Genomic DNA, 18,431 nt, shown 5'->3' with positions numbered 1-18,431 from the left:
CGTTCTTCAAGTTAAGGAAGATACGTGAGCCGCATGGATTTTAGAAAAAGTTTCTACCAATGCTTCTACGTGTTCTTCCCTCGTATCTCTTCCGAATGAAATCCGGATGAATTCTTTTCCGGCTCTTTGCTCGACTCCCATACTGGTCAATGTCTTAGACATATCCTGTGATCCTGCCGCGCACGCACTGCCTGTGGAAATGCCCATTCCTCGCCTGTTGCATTCGAGCATGAGCCATTGACCCTCCAGGCGGTGAATCCCAAGTCCGACAACATGTGGCAGCTGAGCGGGTGCAGGCCCTTCATAGAGGGTGTAAGTGCCCGAGAGTTGTTCTTCTAATCGTGATAAGAAATGAGTTCTCAACCGACTAAAATGCGGTGTTGAAAAGGATTCGTGACACATACCTGCGGCTGTCACGAATCCCGCTATTCCCGGCAGATTCACCGTTCCTCCCCTGAACCCGTCTTCATGAGTCTGTCCCGGAATCATGGGAGATACGTCCAGGGAAGGATTGATATAAAGAGCGCCGACTCCCTTTGGTCCATAAATTTTATGAGAAGAGAGTGTGAAACTGTCGACGATGGAAGTGAATTCCGTGATGTCCATTTTCCCGAAGGATTGAACCATATCGCTGTGCAGTAAAATGTCACGGTTTTTCAATAGATTCTTAATGTCGTACAGTGGCTGGATCGTACCGATTTCTCCGTTGACGTGTCCGATGCTGACAACGGTCGTGTCTTCTGAAATCGATTCTTCTAATTTTTGAAGGTCGATCAATCCTTGAGAGGTGAAAGGGATTTTTGTAATGATAAAGCCAAATTGCTCAAGAAAAGCCGCTGAGGAATGCAGGGATGAATGTTCTGCACCACCCAGGATGATGTGTTTTCCTTTCTCTTGTCGGCTTAGTGCGAGTGTGACAAGGGCTAAATGATTACCCTCTGTCCCCCCGGAAGTAAAGTATATTCCTTTAGGTGGGACCCCAAGCATTCCCGCCAATTTTTCTCTGCATTTAGTCAGTAGAAGCTGTGCTTTTCCGCCAATGTCGTGAAGACTGCTCGGATTTCCCCAGAACTCCTCACTGACTGTTTGAACCACATGTAAACTTTCAGGATCTATAGGGGTTGTAGCGGCGTAATCAAAATAGTTCATCATGTAACCTGCCTTTTAAAATAGTCTGAATATATGAGTCTGGTAAAAAACTCTTGTCATTAGTTTAAATATGTGTAAATATATGTGTCAAGACACCTGTAAATAATCAGGAGGGTTTTTGATGAAAAAAACCGATATTATCATCGTTGGAAGTGGCATTGCCGCCTTGCAATTGGCACGTCAGCTTCAACATCATTTTTATGTGATGATTATCACAAAGGATAAAATCAAAAGTGGTAACTCTTACCTCGCTCAAGGCGGGGTTGCGGCACCTTTAGGACTGAAGGATTCTGTAAATGCTCATTTTAAAGATACATTGGAAGCAGGACGCTATCACCAGGATGAAGACGGTGTGAATCAACTCATAACAGATGGTAAGAGAATCGTACAATCCCTGGTGGAGGAAGGAGCACCCTTCGATAGAAAGGAGGATGGAAGTCTTTCTCTGGGGATGGAGGGGGCACATAGTGCACATCGCATCCTGCATAGTGGTGGAGATCAAACGGGGAAATATTTAGTGAAGTATTTGTTGAAATCCCTTTCAAATGAAAAGGTCGAATTCATTGAAGGGGAAATGGTTTACGAGCTTGTAAAAGATGACAAGGGCCATTGCTGTGGGGTGAAAACGAAGGATAAGAGTGATTCAATCCGCTATTACTATGCTTCCCATGTCGTACTCGCCACAGGAGGAATCGGCGGGTTATATTCCTCTACATCCAATCATCCAGCTGTGACGGGGGATGGAATGGCGCTTGCCTTTCTTGCAGGGGCAAAGCTGTCAGATATGGAATTTATTCAGTTTCATCCGACCCTGCTTTGGCAGGACGGGAAAACATGCGGTCTTATTTCAGAGGCCGTGAGAGGGGAAGGCGCCCTTCTGTTAAATGATAAGGGGGAAAGGATCATGGAGGGAGTCGATCCCCAACTTGAACTTGCCCCCCGGCATATTGTCGCTGAACGTATTTATAAGGAGCGGCAAAGGGGAAGGAACGTGTATCTGGATATTAGTAGAATAGAAGATTTCCAGGTGAAATTCCCTTCCATCTCCACTCTTTGCTTGAAACATAACATTTCCATCGAAGACGGGATGATCCCTGTTTCCCCGGGATGTCACTTTATGATGGGCGGGGTCGTAACCGATCATGCGGGGAGAACGAATATCCCCGGGTTATATGCCATCGGGGAAGTTGCCTGCACCGGCATTCACGGGGCTAATCGACTGGCAAGTAACTCATTATTAGAAGGATTGGTATACGGTGATCGCTTGGGCAAATTTCTTATTCAAAAGGGAGTCAGCCCCTCGCCTCATCTCCACTCCACATCCGACCAGATCAAAGAGGGGGAGTCCCTGAATATCCCCTTTCAATCGGCTGATATAAAAGAAGGTATGATGAATCGTGTCGGGATCATTCGCGAGGAAGAAGGGCTGCTCGCTCATTTGAAGTGGTTAAAGGTACAGCCACTGACATTCCATGAGCTTCTTGATTTTAATTCACGTGAAGAAATTCACATGTATTTCATGTGGATCGTAAGCCTGCTCGTGACCGAGTCCGCTTTATTACGGAAGGAAAGCAGGGGAGGTCATATTCGATCAGACTTCCCTCGTGAAGATAATGATCAATGGTTTAAACGAAAAATGGTTTTACAAAACAATGATGGTAGATTGAGGGTGGAATATCATGAACAAAATGAAACTAAAATCTATGCTTGAAGAGTTTTACCGTGAAGATCTGGGTGATGGAGATCTCTCTTCTGAAATTCTGTTTTCTCAAGACGAGGAAGGATCTTTTTCATTCCTGATGAAAGAGAACGGAATATTTTGTGGGAAAGATGTGATCGAGGTTGGGTTCGGGCTCTTCCATCCATCCATCCAAACAAGTGTGTTCATTGAAGATGGAGAAAGGGTCGAAACAGGACAATTGATTGCTGAAATCAGAGGTCCTATGAGGGATCTTCTCCAGGCTGAACGAGTTGTCCTTAATTTGATTCAGCGCATGAGCGGTATTGCCACCGAAACCCATCGAGCCGTACAGCAGGTGAAAGGCAGTGGAGTTCGATTATGTGATACACGGAAAACAACTCCCGGATTACGGATGCTTGAGAAGTATGCTGTAAGGACCGGAGGAGGATTCAATCACAGAAATGGCCTTTATGATGCCGTCATGCTGAAAGATAATCACATTTCATTTGCGGGATCGATTACAAATGCTGTGAAAAAGGTGAAAAGTCACATTGGCCATATGGTGAAAGTGGAAGTGGAAATCGAAACAAGGGAGCAATTAGTGGAAGCGATCGAAAGCGGAGCAGATGTCATTATGTTCGATAACTGTAGTCCAGAGGCGATCCGGGAGTGGATCCCCCTTGTTCCCTCTCATATCGTGACGGAAGCATCGGGTGGAATCACGAGGGAAAGTCTCAGTGCTTATGCAGTGACAGGTATTCATTATATCTCCCTCGGGTACTTGACACATTCGGTGAAATCACTTGATATCAGCGCAAGAGTAAGAATAGCGAAAGGGGTATGAATATGGGGTTGCTGGATGAATTAACAAAAGAAACGGGTGTTTTGCCTGAATCGATTACAAGCCTCACAACGGAAGAAATGGAAAACAGAGTGAGGGAAATTAAGTTCCAATTAGGAAAGAAGCTTTTTATTCCGGGGCATCATTATCAAAAAGATGAAGTGATCCAATTTGCTGATGCCGTCGGGGATTCTCTTCAACTTGCCCAAATATCCGCTCAAAATAAAGAGGCGGAATTCATTGTGTTTTGCGGTGTCCATTTTATGGCCGAAACGGCAGATATTCTAACGGATGAAAATCAAGTTGTCATCTTACCCGACATGAGGGCGGGGTGTTCAATGGCAGATATGGCAGATATTTATCAGACGGAAAAGGCATGGATCAAACTGACGGAGCAATTCGGTGATACAATCATTCCCCTCACGTATGTCAATTCCACCGCAGCAATCAAAAGCTTTGTTGGAAAGAATGGAGGAGCTACGGTTACGTCATCGAATGCACATAAAATGGTCGAATGGGCATTAGGGCAGAAGGAACGGATTCTCTTCTTGCCTGATCAACACTTAGGACGTAACACGGCGGCTGATCTTGGTGTTTCTTTAAGTGAAATGGCTGTCTGGGATCCGATTAGAAACGAGCTGATCCATGATGGAGACCTTGATGGTGTGAAAGTGATCCTATGGAAGGGCCACTGTTCCGTACATGAAAATTTCACAGAGAAGAATATTGAGGAAATCCGGAAGACTCACCCTGACATGAAGATCATCGTTCATCCTGAATGTCGCCGTGAAGTGGTGGAGAAATCAGATTATAATGGAAGCACGAAATATATTATAGAAACGATCGGCCAGTCGGCTCCAGGCTCTTCCTGGGCGATTGGAACAGAAATGAATCTCGTGAAAAGACTGATCAGTCAACATCCCGATAAGACAATTGTTTCCCTAAATCCATATATGTGTCCCTGTTTAACGATGAATCGCATCGATTTACCCCATTTAGTATGGTCCTTAGAAAAGATTATGGAGGAAAAACCCGAAAATATCATTAAAGTGGATGAAGATACTTCAAGAAATGCGATTTTCGCTTTAGAGCGCATGTTAGCCCGTGCTTAATGAAGCTGAATAATAATAACGGCCAAGCCGAAATATACCTTCCCATCGCCTGGGACGGTATATTTTTTTTGAATCACTCATAAGTTTTTATGTAGATGATTAGCAATTTGCCTATCTTTTCATAGGATATATAGACTTATGCCTGAGGAGGGAAAAAGAGTGAAAATCCATATTGTTCAAAAAGGGGATACTCTATGGAAGATCGCCAAGAAGTATGGCGTGAATTTCGAAGAGTTAAAACAGATGAATGCCCAGCTATCAAACCCTGACATGATCATGCCTGGCATGAAAATTAAAGTGCCGACTACAGGCGGATCCGTAAAGAAAGAGACACAGATCAAATACGGTTCCAAGGAAATGCCAAAGAAGGAGATGCCGAAAGCAGAGCATCCGTTCAAAGAGCAGAAGCCTATGGCCATGCCAGTCGAAGAGCCGAAGAAAGAAAAGCCGAAAGAAGTACAAAAGCCATTTGCACCTAAAATGCCTCAACCAGTAGTGCCGGAAATTGATATTAACAACTACTACATGATGAATATGGCGAATATGCAAATGCAACAGCCGATGCAACAACCAATGCAGCAACCAAAGCAGCAAGCAAAGCCAAAACCAAAACCTCAAACGCCGCCTAAACCTACTAATGTACTTCCAAAAGCAAAAGAACAGCCAAAGCCAAAACCGAAACAAGAAGCCGTTCAAGGTATTCAAGAAGAAGAAAGCTTGCAAATGCCATCTAAACCACAAGGAGGGAACACCCAGCCTATGTTTAACCCAAATAATTGCGTACCCGTATCACCGGTAATGCCAGGATCAGGTTTCTGTCCACCACATGGATGGGGGATGCAGCCAGGAGGATATGGAATGCCGATGGGTCAAGGAATGCCGATGGGCCAAGGAATGCCAATGGGACCTGGAAGCGGGGTTCAGGGTGCTTCCATGATGCCTGGAATGCAGCAGATGCCAATGATGCCACAAATGGGGCAAGAAGAGTCTTCATCTGTCATGCCATACATGCCGCATGGTCAAATGCCGATGCAGCAGCCGATGCAAATGCCGATGCAGCAGCCGATGCATATGCAGCAGCCGATGCAAATGCCAATGCAACAACCAATGGGTCAGCCGTCCGGAGTAATGGGTGTGTCAGATGAAAATGGCTATCCATCCGTTCAAATGCCGCAACAGGTATCACCGGCCATGATGTATCCTCAGAACTGCTATCCAGTCTCTCCTGTCATGCCGGGACCGGGATTCCAGGGTGGAATGCCAGGCGGTTATCCAATGGGGCCAGGAGGTCAAGTTCAGGGAGCAATGTCAGAAGAGTCTCCTTCTTCGATGTATGGACATCAAATGCCGATGGGCCAGCCATCAGGTGTGATGGGAGCCCAAATGGGTGGTCAGATGCCAATGGGTCAGCCGTCCGGAGTAATGGGAGCAAGCGACCAAGGTGATTGCGGATGTGGTGCACCTCAAGGATATGGGCCGATGATGCATCATCCAATGATGCAACAGCAAATGCAACAACAAATGCCTCAAGGAATGCAGCAACAACCATACGGCTTCGGACCGGGAATGATGGGGCAGGGAATGCCTGGCCAAGGGATGCCTGGCCAAGGGATGCCGATGGGACCCCAAGGTCAGGGGATGGGCATGCCAATGGGACCTCAAGGAATGTTTGGTCCAAGAGCATTTTCCATGCCGAACTTCAATGACGATGACTTTGAGGGCTAACATGCATGTACGAGGGGACGATTATTCACATCGTCTCCTTTCTTATTTACAATCTAAGTTAAACGATCCCGGAGCATCCCTTAAAATGTTAAAAGAAGGAAAATGGAAGCTCAAAAGCAATGGAAGAAAGTGGTTTGTGAAACGATTTCCAAATCAACTGAGATTCTTACATCAGGAACGGCTGATTTCAACGTTGTTAAGGGAAAATTTTTATCACGTTCTGCCTTTTCATCCTATTCATGAGCGGGAGATATTATTATTTGAAGGTTCTCCGATCGGTATTACCACGTGGTTAGAAACGTCCCGGTCCATCCGTTATGATCAACCTGAAGATCGGGAAGATGCCTTAAAGGTCATGAAAAAATTTCATTCAGTATCGAAAAAGATCAACCATTCATGGACAACTGAAATTCCACGGTACAAATGGCTGAAAAAATGGAAAAAAAGAATGATGCAGTTTCAATATAATCTTCCCTATCTGCAAGCCTTCATTCAACCTTATTATTTGTATACGTATTTAGAATGGGGGAAGTGGGCACTGAAAGAATTAAAATCAATCGACATCGATGAGTATGGAAAATGCATTACTCATGGAGATGTAGCACATCATAACTTCTTAAGAGGAAAAAACGGGATGGTGTATATGATTGACTTTGATTTAATGTCACTTTCTACAGAGTTAACAGATGACCTGCAGTTTTGCAACCGGATTTTACCTTATTTAAATTGGTCTCTAAGTGACGTCAAACGCCTGACACCGTTCAAATCATACGAGGATGAGCTCATCTTTTATCTTGGTTTAATGTATCCATCAGATGTGTTTCGGGAGTGGAATCGATTCATCCGTGAAGATCAATCTTATAAGCAGCGTGTGTGGGGTTACTTAATCAATTTAACCCTTCATCAATTTTCGCAGCGAATGCAATTCAATCAAGAGCTTCATGGAGAAGTGAAAAGGATCAATACCCAATTGTAGGGGATGTCTCCAAACTTTGACCCGAATGAAAGGTGAGCCCCTTTCACAACCTAATGGTGAGCAGAAAATATGCTCAAGTATTGGGTTGAAGGAGGAATCACCATTGAATAAACGATTATTCATGGTACCATTAACAGCCGTCATGACATTGGGCCTTGCTGCATGTAATAGTGGAGAAGAAGAAGCCCAAGATCGCTATACAGACTCCTATGAACCCCTCGGCTTCTATTCAAACGAAGGCCACGGAGGAGATAAGGGAGATGAGAGGGACGGACCTCTAACGGAAATGTATGATCACTCTGTTGGGAAAGAAGGACAGGACATCCGACATAAGAAACGAGATTTCCTTCAAGTGAAGGATGAAAATGGAAATCCCCAAAATCCTTCAAGACCCCTCGCTGACAATGACGAGAATTTCATGGCCCAAGACGGCCGCGCGAGCCATGGTGATGCGAATTATCACGGTCATCTTGATGACAATACGCGAAATGCGAAGAGATCTTATTATACAGCTTATGAAGGTGACCTCGCTGAGAAAATTGGCGATGTCACAGGAAAAGTTGAAAATGTAAGTGACGTTCGTGCGGTAGCTTATGGTTCTGATGTCCTGATTGCTGTAGAGCTTGATGACCATAGCAAAATAGAAGAAACGAAAACCAGAGTGAAAAAAGCCGTACAGCCGTATCTTCATGGAAGAACCGTTTCGGTCGTGACCGATGAAGGAACATTCAGTCGGGTCAGAAACATTGACAATGATTTACGTGACGGCGGACCAAGAGAAGGAATTAACTTTGATATGCACGATATGTTTAAGTCAGTAAAGCATCGTATCAATGAATAAGCAGGGTGAGACTACTTAAAGAGTTCAATCTCTTTGGTAGTCTTTTTTTGTTCTTCAAAGTTCACCTTTTTGAGTGGGGATCACTCCTTGAGGTCCGTCCCCCTGAAATAATTCACTCCAGACTGGATATTCTTAGCATGGTTTGGCAAGACTAGTGGATAGAGCGTTACATAATTTAAGTTCGAGGTGATCACGATGACGATTAAGGTTCGAATCGTGTTTATGGTGATGTTGTTAATAGGTGCTTTTTACTTCACATTCTTTTATACAGAAGAGAAGCAGGCTGCTGATGGAGGCGGGCTGAATGAAACACCGGCAGAGGTTGCGTCCGCCCATACAATCACGGTGATACTGGAAAGAGTATATCTGGATGGTGAGGTCAGTGAGGAAATCGTTCAGGAAACGATTTGGAGCATGGAAGACTTCTGGGCTGCATACGAGGATTGGCAGCTGATGGATATGACGGAAGAACAGGTCGTGTTTCAAAAACAGATGGATGATATATCCCCTCTCCTAAAAACCAATGGATATTTCGGTATATCCGATAATGGTGTTCTATCCATTTTTAATGGAAAACCGGGACAGGCAGAGATTATTCAATCCTTCTTCCAGATTGATGTTGAGAAGCTTGAAAGTAAGCGGCATGATGATTTAGTCAAGGGCATCCCCATTAAGTCGAAGCAGGAATATGAAGAGGTACTCGAACAATTTAAAGCGTACTCCGTCCCTAAATAAGAGTGAAAAACCAGTGAGGATACCACTGGTTTTTTTATCGTTGAATTCTTCCCTGCCCAAGCTATTCCAATCTGATGAAATTAGAACAAGTGTTTCTTTTTTTGTCTCTCTTTCCCATCACTTCAAATAGTGATATGATACAATAGGTTTTATATGACTTATGAACATGGCATGAAAGACTTTAGATAAATAGTGATAGTGGGAACAAGGAGAGAATGTAATGTATGAATATATAAAAGGGACAGTGACTCAAGTGGGTCCCGAGTACGTAGTGGTGGAGAATAACGGGATCGGGTATCAGTTGTATACGGCGAATCCGTTTGTTTATTCTAAATATCAAAATCAAGAGATTCAGATTTTTACATATCAGCATGTGCGTGAAGACCTTATTGCCCTTTATGGCTTTCTGGCAATGGAAGAAAAATTGCTATTTATGAAACTATTAAACGTTTCGGGAATTGGTCCCAAAGGAGCTTTAGCGATTTTGGCCTCGGGTGCCCCCCAGCAGGTAATCACCGCCATTGAAGAAGAGAATGAGAGTTTCCTGACGAAGTTTCCCGGAGTGGGTAAGAAGACAGCACGTCAGATGATCCTTGACTTAAAAGGGAAGCTTCAGGATGTTGTGCCTGATTATTTTCCAAGTTTATTCTCGAATCCAGAGGAGGCAGAAGTGTCCTCAGGGAAGGATGAGGCATTTGATGAAGCGATTCTTGCTCTTAAAGCCCTAGGCTATTCTGAACGTGAAATCAAGAAAATCACTCCAAAGTTAAAAGGAGAAGGGCATACATCAGACGAAATCATCAGGAAAGCTCTTCAGCTCCTATTGAAATAAGTGGATTCCATGAAGGGAGGAAGTCTGGATGGAAGAAAGAATCGTATCAGGCGAATCAGAGTTAAATGAAGATTCCTTTGAATATTCCTTGCGTCCTCAGACAATAAAACAATATATTGGGCAAGATAAAGTAAAGCATAATCTGGAGGTTTTCATTGAAGCGGCAAAGATGCGTCAGGAAACCCTGGATCATGTTCTTCTTTACGGTCCACCAGGATTGGGGAAAACAACCCTCGCTGCTGTCATTGCAAATGAAATGGGCGTAAACCTGCGCACCACATCCGGCCCTGCTATTGAGAGACCGGGAGATTTAGCTGCCGTCCTGACGGCACTGGAGCCCGGTGATGTGTTGTTCATCGATGAAATCCATCGTTTGCCACGGGCGATCGAAGAGGTTCTTTATCCGGCAATGGAAGACTTTTGTCTGGATATTGTCATAGGGAATGGTCCGAGTGCCCGGTCCGTTCGTTTAGACCTTCCGCCTTTCACACTCGTGGGAGCGACGACCCGCGCCGGTGCATTATCAGCCCCTCTCCGTGACCGATTTGGAGTTTTATGCCGTTTGGAATATTATAATGAGGAACAGTTGAATGAAATTGTTCAGCGGACAGCCGCGATATTAAATACAAAGATCGAAGCGACTGCATCTGAAGAATTGGCCAAGAGGTCAAGGGGGACCCCACGTATCGCCAACCGGTTACTCCGAAGGGTGAGGGATTTTGCTCAGGTGAAGGGCAATGGGGAAATTACGACCAACCTTTCAAGGGAGGCCCTCGAGCTTCTTCAAGTTGACAAACTGGGCCTTGATCATATCGACCATAAGCTTCTTAAGGGCATCATCGAGCGCTTTAGAGGCGGGCCGGTAGGACTTGATACAATCGCAGCGAGTATCGGGGAAGAGTCCCACACGATTGAAGATGTATACGAGCCGTACCTCTTGCAAATCGGGTTTATTCAACGGACTCCAAGAGGGAGGATCGTCACTCATCTTGTGTATGAACATTTCCAGTTGGAGGTGCCAAACAATTGACGGGATTGCCTAAGCTACTAATGATTATAGGTGGAATCATCCTTATTATCGGATTCCTGATGCAATTTATCAAAATAGGTAAGCTTCCTGGAGACATTATTATTAAAAAAGAAAACACAACATTTTATTTTCCACTTATGACTTCTATTCTGTTAAGTGTTATACTTTCCGTTGTCTTTTATTTAATTGGGCGATTTAAATAGGAATCATGGGTGAGATTTAAATAAGCTAGGTGACAAATTGTGAAAGTAGAAGATTTTGATTTTCATTTACCGGAAGAACTGATTGCCCAGACTCCTCTGGAGAATCGTTCCGAAAGTAAACTGATGGTGTTGGATAAAAAGGATGGATCCATGGATCATCTCCATTTTAAAAATATCGTGGATTTCCTTCACGAAGGGGATTGCCTCGTTTTAAATGACACAAGAGTACTACCGGCACGTCTTTTTGGACAAAAAGAAGATACGGGTGCCAATATTGAAGTGCTTCTTTTGAAACAAGAGGATGGAGACCAGTGGGAGACGCTTGTAAAGCCTGCGAAACGAATCCGCGTAGGTACGGAGATCGTCTTTGGAGATGGAAAGTTAAAAGCAACCTGTGTCGGTTTAAAAGAGCATGGGGGAAGGATTCTTGAATTCCATTACGAAGGGATCTTCTACGAGGTTCTTGATGAACTGGGAGAAATGCCCCTGCCTCCATATATTCGCGAGCGGTTGGAAGAACAGGACCGCTACCAAACCGTATTTGCAAGGGAAAGAGGATCAGCGGCAGCTCCGACGGCCGGTCTTCACTTTACGGAAGAACTGTTGGAAGAACTGAAAGCAAAGGGTGTACATATTGCGTTTATTACCCTTCATGTGGGGCTGGGTACGTTCAGACCGGTTTCCGTCGATACGATCGAGGAACATGATATGCATGCTGAGTTCTATCAGGTATCTGAAGGAACTGCCCGTCTTTTGAACGATGTGAAAGAAAAGGGAGGGCGTATCGTAACAGTCGGAACAACGTCGACACGAACCCTCGAAACCATTGCTTCAAAACACGGAACCTTTGTAGAAGAAAATGGCTGGACCAATATTTTCATTTATCCTGGATATGAGTTTAAAGGAATCGATGGATTGATTACCAATTTCCATCTTCCGAAATCAACCCTGATCATGCTCGTCAGTGCCTTTGCGGGACAGGAAAACGTGATGCATGCCTATGAAACGGCCGTAAAAGAACATTACCGCTTCTTCAGCTTTGGAGATGCGATGTTTATTAAGTAATACGCTGATTGAACAAACTATTTACCCCTTTATGGAAAGTGGAAGGAGAATTCGCACGTTGACTGCAATTAGATATGAATTAATCAAAACATGTAAACAAACGGGAGCCAGACTGGGGCGTGTCCATACACCACACGGTTCATTCGAAACGCCTGCCTTCATGCCAGTAGGAACCATGGCCACAGTAAAGACCATGTCTCCAGAGGACTTAAAATCAATGGATTCCGGCATCATATTAAGTAATACCTATCATCTATGGTTACGACCTGGACATGAAATCATAAGAGAAGCGGGCGGCCTTCATAAATTTATGAACTGGGACCGTGCCATCCTTACCGATTCAGGCGGCTTCCAAGTGTTCAGTTTGAGTAAGCTTCGCCAAATTGAAGAAGAAGGAGTCCATTTCCGTCATCACCTGAACGGAGACAAACTCTTCCTCAGTCCGGAGAAAGCGATGGAGATTCAGAACGCCTTGGGCTCGGATATCATGATGGCTTTCGATGAATGTCCACCGTATCCTGCTGAATATGAGTATATGAAGAGTTCTGTAGAGCGTACATCGCGCTGGGCAGAACGCTGTCTGGAAGCTCACGAACGACCGCAGGATCAAGGTTTATTCGGGATCGTCCAAGGCGGGGAGTACGAAGAGCTTCGTAAGCAAAGTGCCCGTGACCTTGTATCCATGGATTTCCCGGGTTATGCTGTGGGAGGCCTTTCTGTCGGGGAGCCGAAGGACGTCATGAACCGGGTACTGGATTTCACGACGCCTCACCTGCCTTCTGATAAACCTCGTTACCTGATGGGAGTTGGATCTCCGGATTCACTGATCGATGGTTCGATGCGCGGAATTGACATGTTTGATTGTGTCCTTCCAACCCGTATCGCCCGTAACGGTACCCTGATGACAAGTGAAGGCCGCCTGGTTGTGAAAAATGCTAAATTCGCAAGGGATTTCAGACCGATTGATGAGAATTGCGATTGCTATACATGTAAAAATTATAGCCGTGCGTATATCCGTCATTTAATTAAATGTGACGAAACGTTCGGAATTCGCCTTACGACTTATCATAACCTTCATTTTCTGTTAAAATTAATGGAGCAAGTCAGACAAGCGATTCGTGAAGATCGTCTGGGAGACTTTAGAGAAGAATTTTTCGAGCAATACGGATTCAACCGGCCTGATGCGAAAAACTTCTAAAGCTAAACCATAAATAGATAGTTGAAAGGAGGGGAAAAGAATGGGAGGAAGTTTAGGAACAATTTTACCTTTAGTATTAATGTTCGTTCTGTTTTACTTTTTACTGATCCGTCCTCAGCAGAAGCGTCAAAAAGCCATTTCAAAAATGCAAAATGAGCTTGCCAAGGGTGATAGAATCATCACGATCGGTGGATTGCACGGTGCGATCGATGCTATCGAAGAAGGAAAAATAGTCATTCTATGTGGTGACGGCAGTCGTCTTACATATGATCGTAATGCGATCAGAGAAGTAGTGAGAGCAGATCAAGTATAATAAATTAGGGTTCCTCATCATTGTGCCTAGGCACTTTGGGAGGGACCCTTATTTATTTGGTGAGGGAACTAATTCTCCCTTTTTCCACCACTCATATTCACCCCGAGGATTCCCCCCATCATGGCTGTGAGGATGTAGCAGCCGTGATAGATAAGCTGCTCCATTGAAAACAGACTATCATAGCCGAGGTATTGAAATAAGAAGATGACCAGGGTGTAAATGAGCCCGGTTGATCCTCCGAGAACCCATCCTTTTGTCTTTCCTTTTCCCCCGGACATAAATCCGCCAACAAATAAAGACAGAAACGATATGATGGTGACAAATAATGTGATGGAGCTTTCAGTCAGTTCCGTAAACCGAAGCAGCAAAGAGAATAATAAGCTTGCGACAATCGCTATGACAAATATGGTTGTTGTCCCGTATAGAACGGCACCTCCCATTTTTCTCGCCTCGATGATGGTCCTCTCCCTTCTAACTCATTAAATTTTATTCATGTGATAGTACAAGCATATTCATCCATCCCTTGAAAAAGACTAGAAATTTTTTATGGTCAAGCCTCATAGACTAGTATGAAACTTCCTGGAGAAGGAGGGGGTGTGACCATGTCTCCGATGATCGTATTGATTGTGTTTGTTTCTGTATACATCCTGCTGATAACTGAGAAATGGAACCGGGTACTTGCTGCCATGGCAGGCGGTGTTGCCATGCTTTTAATTGGGGCTTTTCCCATTGAGAAGGCGTTGTTTACGTATATAGATTGGAAAACCATCACTCTGCTGTTTTCCATGATGTTAATTGTGACGTTGACGAGTAAAACGGGGTTCTTTGAGTATATTGCCATCCGGTTTGCACAATGGGTGAATGGGAATGGACTGGCTCTTCTTACCCTATTTTCCTTATTGGCGGCGATTGGCTCTGCCTTTTTGGCTAACGTAACGATTGCCATGTTATTAGTACCAATCCTTTTTAAACTGACGAAGCTGCTTGAACTTCCTCCCATCCCTTTTCTCATCATGACGATCCTCGCTTGTAATATTGGTGGAACTGCGACTTTAATTGGCGACCCGCCTAATATGATGATCGGTCAGGCGGTTAAACACTTTACGTTTAATGCATTTATTGAGAATTTATTACCCGTCGTTTTGATGGTTTATATTGTTACCTTACTCATCATGTGTGTCCTGTACAAAGAAGTCCTCCATGTTAAGGAAGACAGAAAGTTACTCCTCAAAGGAATTAAGGCAGAGGAGTATTTAAAGAAAGACAGGGGGCTCCTTCAGTCCCTGGTTGTGCTTGGATTAGTGTTGGCCGGCTTTTCTTTATATCCGATGTTTCATCTCGATATAACGACCGTCTCCCTTGCCGGGGCTGTTCTGTTAATGCTGCTTCTCGAAAAAATTTATCCTCCGGAATCGATATTAAAAGAGGTGGAGTGGGGGACGCTGTTTTTCTTTATGGGCTTATTCCTTCTTGTGGGAGGAATCGAAGAAGCGGGCTTCATAGATGAAATCGCACGTGAAATTTTGCGGCTGACAGATGGAGATATGAAGAAAACGGCATTCGTCATTTTGTGGGGGACCGGTATATTGTCTGCCATTGTAGATAACATTCCATTTGTAGCTGCCATGATTCCGGTCATCCAGGAATTTGGTGAATTCGGTATGGTCAATATGGATCCATTATGGTGGTCGTTGGCTCTGGGTGCTTGTTTAGGCGGGAACGGTACATTGCTTGGTTCTTCATCAAATCTTGTGATTGCTGGACTGGCATCAAAAGAGGATGTACATATCAAGTTTTATCAATATTTACTTATTGGTGTACCCGTGACGTTGATTTCCCTTGCTGTTTCAACGATTTATGTGTATTTCAAATATATTCAGCCATTTTTAGGTGGATAAATATTCCTCCCATTAAATTTCTCTATCTGTCGATACTACAAAAGACGAATGTATGAGGGGGAAAAGCAGTGGAGGAATATTTCCTGATTATTATACGCACTCTTTTTCTTTACTTTTTGATCATCTTTATTTTTCGAATCATGGGAAAAAGAGAGATCGGCGAACTAAGTATACTCGATTTAGTGGTCTTTATCATGATTGCCGAGATGGCTGTCATGGCCATTGAACAACCTAAGGACCCCATCATCCACACGTTGCTTCCAATGGGGGTCATTGTGACGATACAAATCGTATTTGCATGGATTTCCCTAAGGTCCAAACCGTTTCGTGAACTGTTGGATGGTACACCATCCGTTATCATCCATAAAGGGAAAATCGATGATAAGGTGATGAAAAAACAGAGATATAACTATGATGATTTACTTCTGCAATTAAGAGAAAAAGATATCTTCAATCTGGCAGATGTGGAATTCGCAATCCTGGAACCTTCAGGTAAATTATCTGTATTAAAGAAAGATGATGAGGAGGAAGGGTCTCAGTCCCTGACTTTGCCGTTGATATTGGATGGAGAGGTCCAAACCACTCATCTGGATATGATCGGGAAAACGGCTTTCTGGTTACGTAAGGAATTGAGGGATAGAGGCTTTAAGAATATACAAGAGATTTCATTCTGCAGCTTTCAGAATGGGCAATTCTATGTTGACGAAAAAAATCATTAGTCTATTTGTTAACGTTCACATAAAAACACCTCCACAACATGTGAAGGTGTTTTTATGCGTGATGATTACATGGTAATAAATCGGCGGATGAATGGAATGCGTGCAAGGTCGTGTTTCACGATAAGCTTAAGGCCGATGGAGAGGAGAAGGTATACAATCGTTGAAGACATGACTCCAAATAATAAGCGGAACACGAGGCCTTCATTGCTAAATAAGTATAGATACGAATAATGGGCCCATAATCCTGTCGCAATCAGGACGAAGCCGGTCTTTAAGTAATCCCTTAAGTAAATCGTCATCGGGATATATTTAAGGATGGTCATGAAATGAAGCAAGGTGACGAGCATGAATCCCGTTACAATCCCGAGAGCGGCCCCGTTGATCCCGAAAGCGGGTTGTGAGGCAAGAATGAAGATGACCCCGGTCTTCACCACGGCACCGATCAAGCTGTTGATCATGGCGGCCCTTGCCAGGTTCAGAGCCTGGAGAACAGCTTGCAGGGGCCCTTGATAGTAATAAAATATAAAGAAAGGGGCCATAATCATTAAGAAACCTGCCCCACTTTCGCTTCCGTACATCACCTGCATGAGAGGCTTGGCATAGACGTAAAGGATGACGACGGATATGCCTCCCGTAATCAAGCAGAATCTCAGTGCCTGTTGAAGCCTGTGCTCAATTAATGTGAAGTTCTTTTGAGAGTTGGCTTCGCTTATGGCTGGTACTAGAGATTGAGATAATGAGAGTGTAATGAATGACGGAAGGAACAAGAGAGGCAGGGCATACCCTGTAAGGGATCCATACTGCTTCGTTGCCATTCCCGCCGCCACTCCGGCAAGGGCTAAGCTGTTGACAACGACGATCGGTTCGAAAAACCAGGCAATCGAGCCTATCATTCTACTCCCGGTTGTTGGCAGGGCCACACTCATCAATTCATTAAACGTCTTCCGACCATTTCGGATCGAGGTGAAGAAATTTCGTCTGATTTTGAACTTTTTCTTGATTTTAAAGCTGGCAAACAGGTAGAGAAGAGAAGCAAGTTCTCCTAATACAGACGCCACCATGGCAGCGGCGGCTGCATATTCAATCCCATACGGAAGGAAGGTTTTCGTTAATACGGCAATCAACGTAATCCGGACGACTTGCTCAATGACCTGGGAATAAGCAGAAGGCTTCATGTTCTGTCGTCCCTGGAAATAACCTCTGATGACAGAGGAAATCGCTACAATCGGAATGATCGGAGCGATGGCAACCAAAGGATAATAGATTCGATCATCAGTAAATAAAGCTTCGGTCAAGTACGGAGCAAGCAGAATGAGAGCCGGGGTGAAAATGATGGAAAGCCCGAGTGTGATCGATAAGGAAACCACCAATATTTTTTTGACCTTCCGGATATCTCCCCTGGATTCAGCTTCAGCCACATTTTTTGAGATGGCTACAGGAAGGCCCAGTTGAGTGATGGTGATGACAAGGATCAGGGTCGGAAATGCCATCATAAAAAGACCGACGCCTTCTTCACCGATGAATCTTGCGACGACGATCCGGTTTACAAACCCTAATATTCTAGTAATAAAGGCTGCCATCATTAAGATCATTGTGCCCTTAAGAAATTTTGACATAAAATTCCCTGCCTTCTCAAAATTGGTATTATCGTATACAATGATGTATATGCACAAGGGTGGACAAAGCATGACAAGTAGTGAACAATTCCGGCTATATTTAGCCCAGATGGGGTGAACGGGGAATGAAGAATAATCAGCATCCTTATGAACGTTTCTATGAATCGTTAGAACCGGCACTAATAAGCAAAGTAGAAGAATTTGAAATTCTTGGCTACGGAAAAGCAGAGGTTAGCCGACTTTGGTCCTATTTAACGAAGAAGAAATGGAAGAAACCCGAAACGGATGTGAAATTCTTTCAGTTAGTGAGTGATGTATTAACGGTTAAACCCGGGGAGTATATGAGCTTTGAAACGATTGAAGCATTCAGGTCTCCCAATTGGTTCGCAGATGTGAATGAAGATGAGTTGAACGAACTTCTTCGTCCCAATAAGCACGGAAAATAGCCCGAAAAGAAATTGACACCTTTTTCTTTCTCATAGATAATGAGAATATTG

At 44.1% G+C, this 18,431-nt stretch carries 19 protein-coding genes; 16 read left to right on the top strand and 3 right to left on the bottom strand.

Annotated elements, in window-relative coordinates:
* Positions 1-6: 6 nt before the first annotated feature.
* Positions 7-1,149: an IscS subfamily cysteine desulfurase gene (locus ACIFOD_RS01450; RefSeq protein WP_430313219.1), complete on the bottom strand. Its 1,143-nt coding sequence runs from the start codon at positions 1,147-1,149 to the stop codon at positions 7-9.
* 121 nt (positions 1,150-1,270) lie between these two features.
* Between ACIFOD_RS01450 and nadB the strand changes: the two genes are divergently transcribed.
* The 13 genes from nadB to yajC all read left to right on the top strand — a co-directional run bounded on the left by nadB (position 1,271) and on the right by yajC (position 13,701).
* Positions 1,271-2,860, top strand: a complete 1,590-nt coding sequence (gene nadB / locus ACIFOD_RS01445) for an L-aspartate oxidase (protein WP_430313218.1) — start codon at positions 1,271-1,273, stop codon at positions 2,858-2,860.
* The gene (nadC, locus tag ACIFOD_RS01440; protein WP_430313217.1) at positions 2,829-3,674 is read left to right on the top strand and encodes a carboxylating nicotinate-nucleotide diphosphorylase; all 846 of its coding nucleotides are present in this window, start codon (positions 2,829-2,831) and stop codon (positions 3,672-3,674) included. Before nadB ends, nadC begins: the two co-directional genes overlap by 32 nt.
* A 2-nt stretch (positions 3,675-3,676) precedes the next feature.
* A complete protein-coding gene (gene nadA, locus ACIFOD_RS01435) occupies positions 3,677-4,783 on the top strand; it encodes a quinolinate synthase NadA (protein ID WP_397552084.1) in 1,107 nt (368 codons plus the stop codon).
* Positions 4,784-4,942: 159 nt separating this feature from the next.
* Positions 4,943-6,508, top strand: a complete 1,566-nt coding sequence (safA, locus tag ACIFOD_RS01430) for a SafA/ExsA family spore coat assembly protein (protein ID WP_430313216.1) — start codon at positions 4,943-4,945, stop codon at positions 6,506-6,508.
* 1 nt (position 6,509) lies between these two features.
* Entirely contained in the window at positions 6,510-7,484 is a 975-nt protein-coding gene (locus ACIFOD_RS01425) for a phosphotransferase (RefSeq protein ID WP_430313215.1), read from the top strand.
* A 103-nt stretch (positions 7,485-7,587) separates the two neighbouring features.
* Positions 7,588-8,325, top strand: coding sequence for a YhcN/YlaJ family sporulation lipoprotein (locus ACIFOD_RS01420; RefSeq protein WP_397552087.1), 738 nt, complete (start codon positions 7,588-7,590; stop codon positions 8,323-8,325).
* A 195-nt stretch (positions 8,326-8,520) separates the two neighbouring features.
* On the top strand, positions 8,521-9,060 hold the full coding sequence (locus ACIFOD_RS01415) for a BofC C-terminal domain-containing protein (RefSeq protein ID WP_397552088.1): 540 nt from the start codon (positions 8,521-8,523) through the stop codon (positions 9,058-9,060).
* Positions 9,061-9,280: 220 nt separating this feature from the next.
* Positions 9,281-9,892: a Holliday junction branch migration protein RuvA gene (gene ruvA / locus ACIFOD_RS01410; protein WP_397552089.1), complete on the top strand. Its 612-nt coding sequence runs from the start codon at positions 9,281-9,283 to the stop codon at positions 9,890-9,892.
* Positions 9,893-9,920: 28 nt separating this feature from the next.
* On the top strand, positions 9,921-10,922 hold the full coding sequence (gene ruvB / locus ACIFOD_RS01405; protein ID WP_324744679.1) for a Holliday junction branch migration DNA helicase RuvB: 1,002 nt from the start codon (positions 9,921-9,923) through the stop codon (positions 10,920-10,922).
* The gene (locus ACIFOD_RS01400) at positions 10,919-11,125 is read left to right on the top strand and encodes a DUF2905 domain-containing protein (protein WP_324744677.1); all 207 of its coding nucleotides are present in this window, start codon (positions 10,919-10,921) and stop codon (positions 11,123-11,125) included. The genes ruvB and ACIFOD_RS01400 overlap by 4 nt, the downstream gene beginning before the upstream one ends.
* A 39-nt stretch (positions 11,126-11,164) precedes the next feature.
* Entirely contained in the window at positions 11,165-12,190 is a 1,026-nt protein-coding gene (queA, locus tag ACIFOD_RS01395) for a tRNA preQ1(34) S-adenosylmethionine ribosyltransferase-isomerase QueA (RefSeq protein WP_430313214.1), read from the top strand.
* 58 nt (positions 12,191-12,248) lie between these two features.
* A complete protein-coding gene (gene tgt / locus ACIFOD_RS01390) occupies positions 12,249-13,388 on the top strand; it encodes a tRNA guanosine(34) transglycosylase Tgt (protein WP_113971487.1) in 1,140 nt (379 codons plus the stop codon).
* Between the two features lie 40 nt (positions 13,389-13,428).
* Positions 13,429-13,701, top strand: a complete 273-nt coding sequence (gene yajC / locus ACIFOD_RS01385; RefSeq protein WP_113971488.1) for a preprotein translocase subunit YajC — start codon at positions 13,429-13,431, stop codon at positions 13,699-13,701.
* 68 nt (positions 13,702-13,769) lie between these two features.
* Here yajC and ACIFOD_RS01380 read toward each other — a convergent pair whose 3' ends face one another.
* Positions 13,770-14,141 carry a TIGR04086 family membrane protein gene (locus tag ACIFOD_RS01380; RefSeq protein ID WP_324744672.1) on the bottom strand — a complete coding sequence of 124 codons (372 nt, stop codon included), beginning with the start codon at positions 14,139-14,141 and terminating at the stop codon, positions 13,770-13,772.
* Between the two features lie 162 nt (positions 14,142-14,303).
* Here ACIFOD_RS01380 and ACIFOD_RS01375 point away from each other — a divergent pair, with 162 nt between their 5' ends.
* Both ACIFOD_RS01375 and ACIFOD_RS01370 read left to right on the top strand, forming a co-directional pair.
* The gene (locus ACIFOD_RS01375) at positions 14,304-15,599 is read left to right on the top strand and encodes a sodium:proton antiporter (protein WP_397552091.1); all 1,296 of its coding nucleotides are present in this window, start codon (positions 14,304-14,306) and stop codon (positions 15,597-15,599) included.
* Between the two features lie 68 nt (positions 15,600-15,667).
* The gene (locus tag ACIFOD_RS01370) at positions 15,668-16,318 is read left to right on the top strand and encodes a DUF421 domain-containing protein (protein WP_430313213.1); all 651 of its coding nucleotides are present in this window, start codon (positions 15,668-15,670) and stop codon (positions 16,316-16,318) included.
* A gap of 65 nt (positions 16,319-16,383) precedes the next feature.
* Here ACIFOD_RS01370 and spoVB read toward each other — a convergent pair whose 3' ends face one another.
* Positions 16,384-17,934: a stage V sporulation protein B gene (spoVB, locus tag ACIFOD_RS01365; protein ID WP_430313212.1), complete on the bottom strand. Its 1,551-nt coding sequence runs from the start codon at positions 17,932-17,934 to the stop codon at positions 16,384-16,386.
* Positions 17,935-18,059: 125 nt separating this feature from the next.
* Between spoVB and ACIFOD_RS01360 the strand changes: the two genes are divergently transcribed.
* Positions 18,060-18,380: a post-transcriptional regulator gene (locus ACIFOD_RS01360; RefSeq protein ID WP_113971491.1), complete on the top strand. Its 321-nt coding sequence runs from the start codon at positions 18,060-18,062 to the stop codon at positions 18,378-18,380.
* The last annotated feature ends 51 nt before the right edge of the window (positions 18,381-18,431 follow it).

The organism is Rossellomorea sp. NRS-1567, assembly GCF_050467885.1.
Taxonomy (GTDB): Bacteria; Bacillota; Bacilli; order Bacillales; family Bacillaceae_B; genus Rossellomorea; species Rossellomorea aquimaris_C.
This window is presented reverse-complemented; position numbering and strand designations above follow the sequence as displayed.

What these genes read in the sequence shown, in the direction of transcription:
- ruvB (WP_324744679.1), top strand. Translation starts at nt 9,921, where the DNA reads ATGGAAGAAAGAATCGTATCAGGCGAATCAGAGTTAAATGAAGATTCC.
- ACIFOD_RS01360 (WP_113971491.1), top strand. Translation starts at nt 18,060, where the DNA reads ATGAAGAATAATCAGCATCCTTATGAACGTTTCTATGAATCGTTAGAA.
- nadA (WP_397552084.1), top strand. Translation starts at nt 3,677, where the DNA reads ATGGGGTTGCTGGATGAATTAACAAAAGAAACGGGTGTTTTGCCTGAA.
- ruvA (WP_397552089.1), top strand. Translation starts at nt 9,281, where the DNA reads ATGTATGAATATATAAAAGGGACAGTGACTCAAGTGGGTCCCGAGTAC.
- nadB (WP_430313218.1), top strand. Translation starts at nt 1,271, where the DNA reads ATGAAAAAAACCGATATTATCATCGTTGGAAGTGGCATTGCCGCCTTG.
- nadC (WP_430313217.1), top strand. Translation starts at nt 2,829, where the DNA reads ATGAACAAAATGAAACTAAAATCTATGCTTGAAGAGTTTTACCGTGAA.
- ACIFOD_RS01415 (WP_397552088.1), top strand. Translation starts at nt 8,521, where the DNA reads ATGACGATTAAGGTTCGAATCGTGTTTATGGTGATGTTGTTAATAGGT.
- ACIFOD_RS01425 (WP_430313215.1), top strand. Translation starts at nt 6,510, where the DNA reads ATGCATGTACGAGGGGACGATTATTCACATCGTCTCCTTTCTTATTTA.
- ACIFOD_RS01380 (WP_324744672.1), bottom strand. Translation starts at nt 14,141, where the DNA reads ATGGGAGGTGCCGTTCTATACGGGACAACAACCATATTTGTCATAGCG.
- ACIFOD_RS01450 (WP_430313219.1), bottom strand. Translation starts at nt 1,149, where the DNA reads ATGAACTATTTTGATTACGCCGCTACAACCCCTATAGATCCTGAAAGT.
- spoVB (WP_430313212.1), bottom strand. Translation starts at nt 17,934, where the DNA reads ATGTCAAAATTTCTTAAGGGCACAATGATCTTAATGATGGCAGCCTTT.
- yajC (WP_113971488.1), top strand. Translation starts at nt 13,429, where the DNA reads ATGGGAGGAAGTTTAGGAACAATTTTACCTTTAGTATTAATGTTCGTT.
- ACIFOD_RS01375 (WP_397552091.1), top strand. Translation starts at nt 14,304, where the DNA reads ATGTCTCCGATGATCGTATTGATTGTGTTTGTTTCTGTATACATCCTG.